The following is a 15,261-nucleotide window of genomic DNA, read 5'->3' as shown; positions in this document are numbered from 1 at the left end:
GGCGATCCCCCGCCGCCCCGACACTCCTTTCCATCATGCCCGGATCGGCCGGGTCACACGCCGGTGATCGTCCAGTGGTTGTTGGTGCTGTTGTTCGGCGTCCACATGCCGACGTTGGAGCCGGCGCTGGTGTAGCCCATGCCGTCGAGGGAGGTCCCGGTGCCGCGGTTGATGATCTGGGAGCGGCCGTTGCCGACGTCGTTGAGGCGCCACTGCTGGTTGTTGCCGCCGTTCCAGGCCGACTGCCTGGCGACGGCGCCGTTGGCGGTGTTGCCCCAGCTGTCGATGACCATGCCGTTGGTGCGGTTGACGATCCGGTACCAACCGCCGCCCAGGTCGACCAGCTGCCACTGCAGGTTGTTGCTGCCGTCCCAGTTCCACTGCTTGACGTTCGACCCCGACGCCACGTTGCCGCCGCTGTCCAGCACCAGGCCGGTGGTGGCGTTGACGATCCGCACGTAGGTCGACGGCGGCGTCGGTGACGCCGAGGCCGACGGTGACGCCGACGGCGAGGAGGTGCTGCCGGACCCGGTCAGGCGGTAGGTGCGGCCGGCCTGGCCGGTCAGCGCGACGACGTCGGCCTCGGGCTTGGTGACGGTGACGGCCTCACCGGTCTCGCTGTCGACGACCTGGTAGGTCCCGGTGAAGATCCGGTTGCGCACCTTGACGGTGCCGGCGCGGTCGAACTTGACGAGGATCTCGGTGGCCACACCGGAGCTCCAGGTCGTGCCGACGGTGTAGCCGCCGCGCCCCCGCAGGCCCTGCACCTTCCCGCTCGGCCACGCCGAGGGCAGCGCGGGCAGCACGTGCAGCTCGCCGTTGTGGCTCTGCAGCAGCATCTCGGCGATGCCGGAGGTGGCGCCGAAGTTGCCGTCGATCTGGAACGGCGGGTGCAGGTCGAACATGTTCGGCGCGAGCCGGTCCGTCCTGACCAGGAGGCGGATCAGGTTGTGCGCGCGGGCGCCCTCCTCCATTCGCGCCCAGTAGTTGATCTTCCAGGCGAGCGACCAGCCGGTCCCGTCGTCTCCGCGCAGCTCCAGGGTTCGGCGCGCCGCGTTGTACAGCGTCGGGGTGCCCCGCTTGGTGATCTGGTTGCTGGGGTGCAGGCCGTACAGGTGGGAGATGTGCCGGTGGTTCTGCTCGGTCTCCACCCAGTCGTAGAGCCACTCCTGGATGTTGCCGCGCGAGCCGACCTTCATCGGCGCGAGCCGGTCGCGGGCCGCGAGGACCCGGGTGCGGAAGTCGGAGTCGGTGCCGAGCGCCAGGCTCGCCTGCGCGCACGCGTTGAACAGGTCGCGCAGGATCTGGTTGTCCATCGTCGGGCCGGCGCACACGCTGACGCCCGAGTGGTGGGGCAGTTCCGGGGAGTTCGACGGGTTCGTGACGAGATAGCCGAGGCTCGGTTCGGTCACCAGGGTGTCGAGGAAGAACTGCGCGGCGCCCTTCATGGCGGGGTAGTACTGCTGCAGGAAGTTCAGGTCGCCGGTGAACTGGTAGTGCTCCCAGATCAGGGTGGACAGCCACGCGCCGCCGGTCTGCCACATGCCCCAGAGCGCGCCGTCGACGACCGACGTGGCCCGCCACGCGTCGGTGTTGTGGTGGGTGACCCAGCCACCGGCGTTGTACTGCACCCGGGCGGTGCGGGCGCCGGTCACCGAGAGGTCGTTGATCATCTTGAACACCGGGTCGAAGCACTCCGACAGGTTCGTCGTGTCGGCCGGCCAGTAGTTCATCGGCAGGTTCGCGTTGATGGTGTACTTCGAGTCCCACTGCGGGGCCAGCGAGTCGTTCCAGATGCCCTGCAGGTTGGCGGGTTGCGTCCCGGGACGTGAGGAGGAGATCAGCAGGTAGCGGCCGAACTGGAACAGCAGCACCGAGAACTGCGGGTCGTTGGTGTTCGCGTGCTGCGCGATCCGCACGTCGGTCGGCTGGTCGGCCGCGGACGTCCGGCCCAGGTCGAGCGTCGTGCGCCCGAACAGGTTCTGGTAGTCGGCCACGTGCCGGGACCGCAGGTCGTCGAAGGTGCGGGCGACGGCGGAGTTGAGGTTGTTGCGGGCGATGCCCTGGTAGTCGCCGCCGACGTTCTGGTAGTTGACGTAGCTGGAGCCGATGGAGATCAGCAGTGTCACGCTGTTGGCGCCCCGCACCTGGAGCGTGCCGCCGGAACTGCTGACCGTGCCGCCGTCGGCGACGGCCTTGGCCAGTGCCAGGAACTTGACCGAGCCGGTCTTGCCCTCGAAGTTGCCCGAGATGCCGTCGATACCCACCGACGTGCCGTCAGGGCTGGTGCGGGTGACGCGCTGCGGGCTGTCGAACGTCCCGGAGAAGGTGATCGATCCGGCCCGGTCGGCGGTCAGGCGGACGACGATGACCTGGTCGGGCGCGCTGGCGAACGTCTCACGCCGGTAGTTGACGCCGTTCTGCGAGTACGTCGTCACCGTGGTGGCCGTGGTCAGGTCCAGCAGCCGGTTGTACCCCGAGACTCCGCTGGAGCCGGCGCTGAAGGTGAGCCGCAGGTTGCCCACGGTCTGGTAGGCGAGCTGGCCCGCGGGGCTGCCCAGCATGTTCTGGTCGATCAGGGTCTGGGCCTGGCTCCACTGGTTCTGGAATACCAGCTGCCTGATCTGCGCCAGCGCCCCCGCGCCGCGCGTGTTGCTCTGGTCGTACGGCCCGCCGCCCCAGACGGTGTCCTCGTTGAGCTGGAGCCGCTCGACGTCGACGTTGCCGAACACCATCGCGCCCAGGCGTCCGTTGCCGATCGGCAGCGCGCGCAGCCAGTCCGTCCCGGCGCTCTCGTCGTACCACAGCGCCAGATCGTTCGCGGCGAGCACCTGCGCCGGCGCCACCGACCCGGCTCGCGCGGCCGCCGTCCACTGCAGGGGCAACAGCGCGGCTCCGGCTCCGGCCGCGCCGAATCGCAGCGCTTGCCTTCGGGTGAAATCAGACAATTCACTTCTCCAAGTCCACGGCGGGTACGGACACGTCGGAATCGTTTCGACCAGGAGTTCGGCTCCGGGCGAGACTCGGCGGGTGTCCGGGGGGATGACCTACGGCCCGAAGGCTCTGAGGGAGGCGGCGGTAGGGGTGAAGTTCTCTCCGGCAGGGCCTCCCACCGCCATAAGAGGCCCTGCCGGAGCCCGGAGAGGGTCGTGTGTGCGGCCCTCTCCGGAGTCAACGGGACATCGATCAGCACACAGTGCCGCGGCCGGTCACGGGCTGGTGCAGGTGAGGGTGGGGGTCGACGGCGTGCCGGTGGCGAGGAACCCGAAGGCGGCCGAGCCGCCCGCCGGGAGCGAGCCGTTGTAGGAGGCGTTCCTCACCGTCACGGAGGAACCGCTCGTGCTCAGCGTGCCGTTCCACGCCTGGGTGATCGTCTGGCCGCTGCCGAGCGTCCACCTGACGGTCCAGCCGTTGATCGCCGAGCTGCCCGCCTTCACCGTGACCAACGCCTGGTAGCCGCCGGGCCACGAGTTCTGCGGCTGGTACTCGGCCACGCAGGCGCCCGGAGGCGGGGGCGACGGACTGGTGTGCGGCGACTGTGAGGGCGACTGGGAGGGTGACTGCGACGGGGACTGTGACGGCGACTGCGAGGGCGACTGCGACGGGCTGGCCGAGGGGGAGGCGCTCGGCGACGACTGGCCCGGCGGCACGTACGGGCACTTGTTGCGGTACATCGAGATGTTGCTGGAGTCCGCCAGCGGGCACAGGAACTGGGTGTACCGGGTGTCGTTGTCCACCCAGATCTTCAGCCAGGGAATCAGCACCCGCATCTCGGTCGTGTTGGCCCGCGTCGCGAACAGGTGGTCCACCCCGGTGATCTCCACCCACGCGCTCGGCGTCGAGGCCGGGATGGTGGTGTACAGCCCGTTGAGGTACGACTGCGTGACCGTCGTGTCCCGCTGGCCGGAGATGAACATCGTCGGCACCCGGTCGTTGGACAGGCCGTAGTCGCCGACGGGCGAGCCGGGCGCGAGCCCGACCCCGGCCTTGAGGGTGGGCCGCCGGAGGATCGCGCTGAGGACCCCCGCGCCGCCCGCCGAGTGGCCGACGACCGACAGCCGGTTGGGGTCGACCCGGTCGCGTACCGAGCTGCGCTGGGTGAGGTAGTCCAGCGCGGCGAGCAGCTGGGTCCCCCGGGCGTCCGCGCTGTCGGTGCGGCTGTTGGTCTCGATGCCGATCACCACGAAGCCGAAGGAGGCGAGCCAGGGGCCCATCCAGGCCTCTTCGTTGGCGAACAGGGCGGAGTAGCCCGGCACGATCGCGACCCCGCCGAACGTCCCCTGGCTGGTGTCGGTCGGATAGTAGATCACTCCGCCGCCGAAGCCGTTGCCGGCCGGCACGCTGGTCTGCGCGGTCGCGAAGGTCCCCCTGGTGGCCGCGACGCTCGCCACGGTCGGGTTCGGCCCGCGCTGGTAGGGATTGTCCGCGGCCGATGCCGGCCGGGTCGCGATGGCCGCCGAGAACAGCCCGATGACGGCAACCGCCGCCGCCATCGCCCGGCCCATCGCGCGGCGGAGCGAACGGCTCCGCGAGCCGGGCCCGGACGCGGGCGTGGATGATCGCCGGGTTCCCGGCGGCGGAACGGCGTGTGCGCCCATGCCTGAGCCTCCATGACTGCAACCAGAGAAAGGGGGAACGCGGGGCATTCAGCGCTGGACGCCGTGCTCCCGGGCAGGGGAGCGCACACCAGGAGGGCGTCGCGAAGGGCGGCCCTCCGCCCCGCGCACCACCACCGGACAGCGGGAGACCGCCTCGGGGCTCAGTGTGGAAACCTCACCGAAATGTGTCAAGGGTAGGGTGAGGCAGCGAAACCCCCGATCTATGCAAACCGCCTCGTGATCCCGGCATCGTCACAGCCGGCCGGTGGTCCGGGAGCGAAGTCATCGGATGAACGTTTCACCCCGACGTCTTCTCGGGTGAGCCCCGCGGAGCCTCTGATGCGGCAGTTCGGCCGCTTCCGTGCCCTTCCGCGTTCGCGGCCGGACGCACAGCGCCTCTTGACACCGTGCCCCCGCCTCGGCTTTGCTCCGCCCCACCACCACCGGTTGGTCTGTCGATGTGGAGGAGGGCGAAGACGAGGGCAGATTGTTAGCGTTAACAATCATCCGAGGGGCATGCGTGCGTCCGGCTCGTCCCCGGGACCCCGGCGGACACCACGTCGAGGCCCCGTGACCGCCGGTGGCGGAGGCCTTTCGGAGACGGGCGGGTCACGCCGCCGTCAGTCCGTCGTCACCGGGCGCAGCGACGCGTGCATGGTGCCCTCGGGCTGGAGAGTGAGGCCGATCTTCGGTGCGAACTCACCCGGCTCGACCTCCAGATGGAAGCGCTGGGCGATGGTGGCCAGGACGAGGACCGAGGCGACCATGGCGAAACGCACGCCGATGCACACGCGAGTGCCGCCGCCGAAGGGGAACCAGGCGTTCTCGGTGACCGTTCCGGCCGTCGAGGCGTCCCGCGCCCACCGTTCCGGAGAGAACTCCTGCGGGTTCCCGAACCAGCGCGGGTCGAAGTGGGTGGCCCACGGGCTCATCCACACCTGGGTGCCCTTCCGTACGGGCCGGCCCGCCAGCGTCGCTCCCTCGTCCGCCAGCGCGTAGATCATCCAGACCGGCGGCCGCATCCGCAGCGCCTCCTTGACGATCTGCTCGCAGTACGGCAGGCGCGCGTAGTCCTCGTAGCCGGGGACACGGCCGTTCAGGACCCGCCGCAGTTCATCGGTGAGCCTCTCCCGGACCCGGGGGTGGCGGGAGAGCAGATACCAGACCCACGTCAGGGCGGTGCCGGTGGTCTCGTGCGCCCCGACGTACATGGTGACGCACTCGTCGCGGATCTCCTTGTCGGTGAGGTGCGCGCCCGCGGCGTCCCGCGCGGCCAGGAGCCTGGTGAGCAGGTCGTCCCGTTCGGTCGGCGACTCACGCCGGAGGGCGACCAGCCGGCGCACCTCCGTGTCGAGGACGTCGACCGCGCGCTTGAGGCGGCGCCGTCCGGGCGTGCGCATCCAGTCGGGCATCATCGGCCCGAGACCGCGGAACTCGACGCCGATCTGGTGCTGGGCGATGAGCATGGAGTCGGCGATGACCTCCTCCCGAACCCCCGAGTCGGTGCCGAAGATCGTGCGGACCGTGATGCGCTGGCTCAGCGCGAGCATCTCCGCCGTGACGTCGACGCGCCGGCCGGGAGCCCACTGCGAGGCGAGCTCCTGCGCCGCCGCGCTCATGATCTCCGCGTACGCGCGGACCTGCCGGGGGCGTACGGCGGGCTGCACCATGCCGCGCTTGCGCCGCCATTCGGGGCCCCGGGACGTGATGAACCCGTCGCCCAGCAGGTGCCTGAAGGCGTAGCCGAGGTCGGGCTTGCGGAAGGTGAACTCGCGCGCGGCGAGCACCTCGTGGATCATCTCGGGGTTGTTCAGGAAGACGACGGGGGCCGGGCCCAGCCGCCACCGCACCTGGTCGGCCGGGTAGGAGGCAAGGCGGCTCAGGAACGCGAGGGGGTCCCTGGCGAACTCCGGGAGGCTGCCGAGGAGCGGCAGCCCGCGCGGGCCGTCGAGGACCGGGGCGATGGCGGTGCGGTCCGCTGCCGTGGTCATGAGGGGACTCCTTCGAGGGCGAAGAGGCCGGAGAGGTGGGCGGACAGCAGCGCCACCGAGGGGTGGTCCAGGGCGACGGTGGAGGGCAGGTCGGCGCCCAGCGCCTCGGAGAGAACGGTGCGCAGGTCGATGACCATGATCGAGTCGAGTCCCATGACGGCGAACTCGAGCTCGTCGTCGATCTCCGCGCCTTCGCCGAGCACGCCGGCGGCCGCGGCGCGGACGGTCTCCCTGAGCAGCGCGTCCCGGGACGCGGGGTCGAGCGTGGCGAGTTCGTCCCGGAGCCAGCCACGCGGACGGCGCCGGGAGACCACCGGACCGGCGGGCGGGGGGACGGGACGAGGCGACGCGCCGGGGAGGAGCGCCGCGGCCGGATGCCCGTCCAGGTGGGAGGCGTGGCGCTCCTCGTCCAGGCGTACGGCGACCAGCCGGGCGGGACGGTCGGCCAGGGCCTCCAGGAGCAGGTCCTCAGCCTCACGGTCGCTGAGCGGGCTCACCCCGCTCCTCGCGGAGGCCCGCTCCGTCGCCGCCGAGGCGGCGAGCCCACCGGCGTCCTCCGGGATCCAGGGCCCCCAGCCGATGCTCGTGGCGGGGACGCCGCGGGCGCGCAGCGACTCGGCGAGGCCGTCGAGGTAACCGTTGGCCGCCGCGTAGTTGGCCTGACCGGCGGAGCCGAGCACGGCCGAGGCGGAGGAGAACAGCACGAACGACCTGAGGGTACGCGGGTCCAGGACCGCCGCCAGAGTGTCGGCGCCCCGGGCCTTGGCCGCGAAGACCTCGCGGAAGGAGGAGCCGGTCATCCGGTCGAAGGCCCGGTCGTCCGTCGTGCCCGCGAGGTGGAGCACGATCCCCAGCGGAGCGTCCCGTCCCGCCTCGGCGACGGCCCGGCGGCAGGCCGCGGGATCGGTGACGTCGCCCTGGACGACGCGGACCCGGACGCCTTCGGCGGTCAGGCGGGCGATGACCGCGCGGGCGGCGGCGCCGGGGGCCGAGCGCGCCATGAGCGTGACGGCGGGGACGCCGTGGCGGGCCAGGATCGCGGCGGCGCTCAGGCCCAGCGCGCCGAGTCCTCCGGTGATCAGGGCCGCGACGCCGGCCGGCGGAGAGTCCGTCCGCTCCCGCCGCCGGGGCGTCAGCCGTGCCGCCCGGACGCCCGCCGGTCCGACGGCGAGCCTCGTCTCCGGGACGCCCTCGTCCAGCAGTCGCGTGAGGGCGGCGGCGACGTGGGCGGGCTCCCAGCCGGCGTCGAGCGTCACCCTGATCAGCCGCCGTTCCCGCTGCTCGGCCTCCAGGGACGAGAGCATGCCCCACAGCGCCTCGCGGACCGGTGCCACGCGGTGGTCCGCCGCCGCCACGACCACGTAGGGAACCTGAGGCGGGGCGGCCTTGAGGGAGTCCGCGAGGGCCTGGACGGCGGTCAGCGCGTCGTCCGACGTGGCGGGCGCCGGGGGCGGGGTGAGGAACCGGGTGTCCAGGATCAGGTCTGGTGGCAGGTCGGAGGAAAGATCGGGAAGCACGGTGTCGCGGCCGAGCGCCCGCGTCCGGTGCCCGAGCCGCTCGCACGCCTCGCCGATCCCGCCGCCGGCGCCCAGGACGGCGATGTGTCGGACCCGGCCGCCGGGGGCGGCCGTCGCCGCCCAGCCGGTCCAGGTCAGCTCGTAGGCGTTGGCCGCGCCGGCCCGCAGCGACCGGCGCAGCAGCGCGCGCGGCGCCATGCGGAAGCGGAAGCCGTCCACGGTGAGGATGGTCGCGCCGTGCTCGTCGAACATGTGGAGGTCGGCGGAGGCGATCCGCCGGAAGTCGCCGTCCGGGCCGGTCTCGCCGTCGAGGGTGGCCCTGACGTGTCCCCACAGGTCCCCGCCCGGTGCGGGACGGCCGGGGAAGGACAGGGCGGCGGCCGCGAACGGGATCGCGAGGTCCTGCCTCTCGGTCGCGGTGTCCCCGCGGGCGGCGGCGACCGCGAAGACGACGGCGGACTGCAGGCACGAGTCGAGCAGCCCGGGGTGGATCTCGTAGTCCCCGGGGTCCTCGCTCATCGCGGGCGGCCGGGTGAAGCGGATGAGCGCCTCGGCGCCGCGGACCCACACCTGGTCGATCCACCGGAAGGACGGGCCGAGGTGGTAGCCGAGCCCGCGCAGGTGCCGGTAGAAGTCCTCGCCGGTGAGGTGCGTCCCGGCCCCGGCCATGAACGCGTCCGGGTCGGGCGCGCCGCGCGCGGGAGCGGGGGCGCCGGGGACGAGCCTGGCCGTCAGGTGCTCCTGCCAGCGGTCGGCCTCCACCAGGCTCTGCACGCTGACGGTCCGCCTGCCGTCGCCGGCCTCGGTCTCGACGGTCTGCAGTTCGTAGCGTTCGCCCTCGCGGATCACCAGCGCCCGGGGGAAGTGCAGGTCCTCCAGGGCGACGGGGGCTCCTTGGGGCGCCAGCGCCGACAGGGCCGTCGCGATCTGGGAGGCGCCCGGCACCGAGACCGTGCCGTACAGGCGGTGGTCGTCGAGGTGCGGCGGGTAGTCCGTGGTGCGCTCGGTGCGGAAGACCCGGCCGCGGAAGGCGGGTGAGCGCAGCGGAGTGCCCCAGGGAGGCGCCGCCGTCCTGGCCCGCGCCCAGTGCCGGGTGGGCGCGAACGGATAGAGCGGCGCGCCGGAGCGGGGGACGCCGCCCGGTCCCCGGGCCGCCCGCCAGCGGACGTCCTGGCCCAGCAGGTAGAGCGAGGCGAGGGCGGCGCGCAGGGAGGCGTGGTCACGCGCTCCCCTGCGCAGGGAGGAGACCGCCCCGCCGGCCGGGGCGAGACCCCCGGCACGGACCAGGTTCACCAGGGTCCGGTCGGGGCCGATCTCCAGGCAGACGTCGACGTCGAGGGCGCCCAGCCACCGCAGGCCGTCGTGGAACCGGACGGGCTCTCGGGCGTGCCGGCACCAGTACTCCGCGTCGTACGTTCCGGGACCGGCGGGCGACCCGGTGAGGTTCGAGATGATCGGCACCTCGGGGTCGTGGAACTCCATCCCGGCGAGCAGCCCGGCGAACTCCTCGACGGCGGGGTCGAGCAGGCGGGAGTGGAACGCGTGCGAGACGTTCAACCGGCGATGGCGTACGCCCTCGGCGCGCAGGGCGGCTTCGAGCGCGTCCACGCACTCCGGAGCGCCGGACAGCACGCTCGCCCGCGGGCCGTTGCGGGCGGCGAGGTCGAGACCGAAGTCGTCGGCCCAGGCGGCGGCCCGGTCGGCGGGGGCCTCGACGGACAGCATCGCACCACGCGGGGTCGCCTGCATCAGCCGGGCGCGGTCGGCGACGAGCAGCAGGCCCGCCGAGCGCTCCAGCACGCCCGCGTGGACGGCGGCCGCGATCTCCCCGACGCTGTGTCCCATGACCACGGCGGGGGTGACGCCGAAGGACTCCCACAGGGCCGCGAGGGCGAGTTCCAGGGTGACGAGGGCGGGCTGGGTGATCCTGGTCTCGTCGAGCAGCCTCCGGTCGTCACCGTGGAACATCGCCTCGGCCAGGGAGACGCCGAGGACCGGCCGCAGGGTGCGGTCGCAGGAGTCGAAGACGCGCCGGAAGACCGGCTCGGTCTCGTAGAGGTCGCGGCCCATGCCGAAGTACTGGCTGCCCTGCCCCGAGAAGAGGAACGCGACGCGGGGCGGCCGGCTGGCCGGCGCGGCGGGCGGGTCCTCCCGGAGCGCCGCGAGGAGCTCCTCCCGGCCGCCGCCCAGCAGGACGCGGCGGTGGGGGAAGTGGGCGCGCCCGGCGCCCGCCGCCACGGCGAGCGCGGGCAGTTCGCCGTCGGCCGCGGCCGACAGGCGGCGCTCCCACAGCGACGACAGCCTCGCGAGGCCCGCCGCGTCCGGCGCGGACAGCGGGATCAGATGGGGGCCGGACGACGGGAGCGGGACGGGCTCGCCGTCCGGCGGGGCGTCGGAGACGATCACGTGCGCGTTGGTCCCGGTGAAGCCGAACCCCGAGATCCCCGCCACCCTCGGGCGCTCTCCGCGGGGCCACGGGGTCGGAGCCGCGACGACCCGCAGGTCCGTCTCCAACCAGGCGATCTGCGGGTTGGGCGCGCTGAAGTGCAGGTTCGCGGGGATGGTGCCGTGCCGCAGGGCGAGGACGGTCTTGATGACGGCGATCACACCGGCGGCCGACTCGCTGTGGCCGATGTTGCTCTTCACCGAGCCCACGTGGAGCGGACCGGACCGCCGCCGTCCGAGGACCCGCCAGGCCGCGCCCAGCTCGATCGGGTCGCCCAGCGGCGTCCCGGTGCCGTGCGCCTCCAGATAGGACACGTCGGCGCCGTCGGTCCCGGCGTCGGCGAGGGCCGCGGTCAGCAGCGCCTCCTGCGCCGTTCCGTTCGGCGCGGTCAGCCCGGATGACGCTCCGTCCTGGTTCACCGCCGTGCCCCGGATCACGGCGTACACCGGGTCGCCGTCGCGCCGCGCGTCGCTCAGCCGTTTGAGGACGAGGACGCCGCATCCCTCGGCCCGGACGAACCCCTTCCCGTCGGCGGAGAACGACCGGCAGCGGCCGTCCGGCGCGAGCATGTGGGCCTGGCTGACCGCGACCGAGGACATGGGATCGAGCAGCACGTTGACGCCGCCCGCGAGGGCCGTGTCGGACTCTCCGGAACGCAGGGACCTGACCGCGAGGTGCACGGCCACCAGGGACGAGGAACACGCCGTGTCGACGGCGAGGGCGGGCCCGGTCAGCCCCAGCGTGTAGGCGACGCGTCCGGCCGCCGCGTTCAGCGCCGTGCCGGTGCCGTAGTAGGCGTCCACCGCCTCGGCGCCGCCCGCCGCCAGGACGCGCGCGTAGTCGCCGTAGCTGATGCCGACGAACACGCCGGTGCGGGTGTTCCGCAGGGTCCGCGGGTCGATGCCGCCGTCTTCCAGGGCATGCCAGGCCGACTCGAGCAGCAGCCGTTGCTGCGGGTCCAGGTTGTCGGCCTCCCGGGCCGGGATGCCGAAGAACGCCGCGTCGAAGCGGGTGATGTCACGCAGGAAGCCGCCCTGGTCGGTGGTCATCCGGCCGCGGGCGGCCGCGTTCCAGCGGTCCTCGGGCGCGGTGGTGACGCCGTCGCGCCCCTCGCGCAGCAGCTCCCACAGCTCGTCCACCGAATCGGCCTGGGGGAAGCGTCCCGCCATGCCGACGATGGCGATGGGTTCGGTGACCGGATCCGTCTCGGTGGAGACGGCGGGACGGACGGCGGCGGGATGGATGACGGGGTGGGGTCGTCCGTTCGGGGGTGCGGGCGCCGGGTCCGCGGTGGACCGGCCGTCGCCGTCACCGTCGCCGAGGATGAAGCCGGACAGTTCGGCGATGGTGGGGTGGTCGAACAGGTCCGCCGGGCGCACCGGCGTCCCGAACACCCGCGACAGCGTGACCGCCAGGTCGGCCGCCATGATCGAGTCGAGGCCGAGGGAGAGGAACCCGGCGTCCTCCCGGAGCGCCGCGGGGTCGTCGTGCCCGAGCTGTACGGCGAGCAGCCGCGCGACGTGGGCCCGGACCACGCGCTCCCGTTCACGCTCCGGCAGGCCGCGCAGGTCCGGCAGGCTCCCCGCCCTCCTCGCCTCCTCCGGCTCCGCTGTCTCCGGTGCCTCCGAAGTCTCCGGCGCCGATCCGGAGGCCTGCTCCCGCCGGGCGGCGCCCCCGGCCAGCTCCGCGAACAGGCCGCGCGGGCGCAGGCCCGACATGGTCCGCCCGAAGCGGTCCACGTCGAGCGGGCAGGCCACCAGGTGCCCGGCCGGCCCGGAGACCCGGTCGGTCAGCGCCGCGCAGCCCGCCCCCGGGTCCAGCTCGCCGACTCCCACCCGGGCCGAGCGCTCACGCGTGACGTCGTCCGCCAGCCCGGCGCCGTCAAGGGCCCACGGGCCGTACGCGATGCTCACGGCGGGCAGCCCGATGGACAGCCGGTGGGCCGCCAGGGCGTCCAGGCCGCCGTTGGCGGCGGCGTACGCGGCGCAGCCCTTGGTGCCCCACACGGCGGAGACCGACGAGACCAGGACGAAGAAGTCCAGCGGCCAGACGCGGGCGGCCTGGTGCAGCCACCAGGCTCCGCCGTACTTGTGCCGCAGCGCCGCCTCGAAGTCCGCGGCCCGCAGGTCCGCCGCCGGGGCGCGGCCGAGCGTGCCGGCCGCGTGGACCACCCCCCGCACGGCGGGCATGTCGCCCAGCGGCGCGCAGGCCGCGGCCAGGGCCTCGGGGGTGTCGCAGCCTCCGCCCCGGTAGACGACGCGCACCCCGTCGCGCCGCAGCCGGGCCAGCAGGGCCGAGCCCTCCCCGGTCAGCTCGCCGGGCGCGCGGCGGCCGACGACGAGGAGATGGCGGGCGCCGCGCCGGACGAGGTCGCCGACCAGTTCCCGGCCCACGGCGCCGAGCCCGCCGGTGACGACGTAGGTGGCGTCGTCCCGGACGGTCAGGTGTGGCGGCTGCCGGTCCGCCGGCCGCAGCCGGGCCACCAGGACGCGTCCGTCGCGGACGGCCGCGAGGTCCTCGTCGCCGCCGGCGGCGGCGAACTCGACCAGGGCCCGCGCGTCCTCGGGGGTGGGCTCGCCGGGCAGGTCCACGACGCCGCCCCAGGCGTCGCCGAACTCCAGCCCCAGCACGGGCGCCAGGCCGTGCAGGAGACCGTGGTCCGTGGCCGGAACGTGGTCGCGCTCGCTCGTGCGCAGGGCGGCGCGGGTCACCACGTACACCCGGCGGCCCGGCCGTCGCGCCGCCAGCTCGCGCACTTCGGCGGTGACGGCGGCGCAGAGATCGGCCCCCGCCGGCATCGGCGACGCCCGCATCGCCAGGAGCACGGGTCCGCCGGCGTCGGCGCGGACGGCGTCGGGACACGCCGACTCGATCAGGCCGAGGAGTTCGCGGTCGTCTCCCGTCAGCGTCACGGCGGCGGTGTCGACCGACGCCGCGACCTCCTGGACGGTCCAGCCGATCTCGTACGTCGAGGGGCGGCCGGGGGCGTACCGCTGCCGCTGCCAGGGGTAGGCCGGCAGGTCGGTCACCTGCCGCGGCAGGCCGGTGGCGTTCCTGGCCGGTTCGGCGACCTCCCCGGGCGAGTCGGTCGCCGGGCCCTCGTCGGCCAGGCGGCGCAGGGCCGCGGCCGCCGCCTCCGGATCGGCGGCGTCGATCCAGGCCTGGACGGGGTGCCGGGTCGTCCCGTGCGTGGCCGTGTAGGCGAAGGCCGCGTAGCGCTCGGGACCCAGCGCGACGACTCGTTCCGCGTAGCGGGCGGCGAGGGACCGCAGCGCCCGGGGCGTCCTGGCCGACACGGTGAAGCCCCGGACGCCGCCGACGGGGACGCCCTCCGCGGGAGGCGTCACGGGGTCGGGCGGGCCCACGATCACGTGGGCGTTCGTGCCGCTCATCCCGAACGAGCTCACCCCGGCGTACGGCCCGCTGCCCTCGGCCCAGCCGGTGAGCGTGTCCGGCACGACGATGCCGGTTCCGGACAGGTCGATCCTGGGGTTGAGCGTCCGGAAGTGGACCACCGGGGGCACCTGGCGGTGCCGTACGCACAGAAGGGCCTTGATCAGCCCCGCGATGCCCGCGGCGGCCTCCAGGTGCCCGAAGTTGCTCTTGACGGACCCGACGTGCAGCGGCAGGCCGCCGTTGTCCCGGCCGATGACCGCCGCCAGGGCCTCCATCTCGATCGGGTCGCCGAGGGCGGTGCCCGTGCCGTGCGCCTCGACGTGCCCGATGTCGGAGGGCTGGAGGCCGGCGTCCTCCAGGGCCGCCCGCAGGAGGGAGGTCTGGGAGAGCGGATTGGGCGCGGTGAAGCCGCCGGACCGGCCGTCCTGGTTGACGGCCGTGCCCCGGATCACCCCGTGGACCCGGTCGCCGTCGCGCAGCGCGTGGTCGAGCCGCTTGAGGACGACCGCCCCGCACCCCTCTCCCCGGGAGAAGCCGTTCGCCCTGGCGTCGAACGGCCGGCACAAACCGTCCGGCGACAGGGATCGGGTCTCCCGCACCAGCCGCGCCGAGGTGGGCGACAGGATGAGGTTCGTGCCGGCGGCGAAGGCGATCTCGCACTCTCCGCGGCGCAGGGCCTGCACGGCCAGGTGTACGCCGACGAGCGAGGAGGAGCAGGCGGTGTCGACCGCGAGCGTGGGCCCGGTCAGCCCCAGCGCGTACGCGACGCGGCCCGCGGCGAAGTTGTGGCCGTTGCCGGTGGTGGCGTAGGCGTCGGGTTCGTCCCGCAGCCAGTCGCGGTAGTCCTGCCACATGACGCCGAGGTAGAAGCCGGCGCGGGTGCCCGCGACCCGCTCCGCCGGCAGGCCCGCGTTCTCCATCGCCTCCCACACCACCTCCAGCAGCAGCCGGTGCTGGGGATCGAGATGACGGGCCTCGCGAGGGCTGATGCCGAAGAACTCCGCGTCGAAACCGAGCACGTCGTCGAGGAAACCGCCGCGCTGGGGCAGGCCTTCCCACGCGTCGCCGAAGGGGCCCCTGCGCTCGCGCGGCATCGGGCGCACCAGGTCGCGGCCCGCGGCGAGGGCCGCCCAGTAGCCGTCGAGGTCGGTGATGCCTCCGGGCAACCTGAGCCCGGCGCCCACGATCGCGATCGGCTGGTTCCCCCGCTGTTCGTCGAGCTGCCGCCGCAGTGTGCGGATGGTGGCGAGGGCACGGGTGAGCGGGGTCGGCTTGGTGGCCTCTTCCATGGCGGATCCCTCGGGGTGGGTGGA

4 protein-coding genes are annotated in these 15,261 nt (G+C 73.7%); all 4 read right to left on the bottom strand.

Going from position 1 to position 15,261, the window contains the following annotated elements:
• Window positions 1-53 precede the first annotated feature (53 nt).
• Window positions 54-2,948 carry a glycosyl hydrolase family 95 catalytic domain-containing protein gene (locus tag FED44_RS03925; protein WP_138459763.1) on the bottom strand — a complete coding sequence of 965 codons (2,895 nt, stop codon included), beginning with the start codon at window positions 2,946-2,948 and terminating at the stop codon, window positions 54-56.
• Window positions 2,949-3,209: 261 nt separating this feature from the next.
• Window positions 3,210-4,493 (bottom strand): poly(ethylene terephthalate) hydrolase family protein, encoded by a 1,284-nt coding sequence (locus FED44_RS03920; RefSeq protein ID WP_111700181.1) that lies wholly within the window; start codon window positions 4,491-4,493, stop codon window positions 3,210-3,212.
• Between the two features lie 725 nt (window positions 4,494-5,218).
• A complete protein-coding gene (locus FED44_RS03915; protein ID WP_138459762.1) occupies window positions 5,219-6,589 on the bottom strand; it encodes a cytochrome P450 in 1,371 nt (456 codons plus the stop codon).
• The gene (locus tag FED44_RS03910) at window positions 6,586-15,237 is read right to left on the bottom strand and encodes a type I polyketide synthase (RefSeq protein WP_138459761.1); all 8,652 of its coding nucleotides are present in this window, start codon (window positions 15,235-15,237) and stop codon (window positions 6,586-6,588) included. The genes FED44_RS03915 and FED44_RS03910 overlap by 4 nt, the downstream gene beginning before the upstream one ends.
• Window positions 15,238-15,261 lie beyond the last annotated feature (24 nt).

Origin of the sequence: Microbispora triticiradicis (assembly GCF_005864065.1) — a bacterium.
Lineage (GTDB): Bacteria > Actinomycetota > Actinomycetes > Streptosporangiales > Streptosporangiaceae > Microbispora > Microbispora triticiradicis.
Note: the sequence above shows the minus strand (reverse complement) of the source record. Positions and strands in the feature narration are given on the sequence as shown.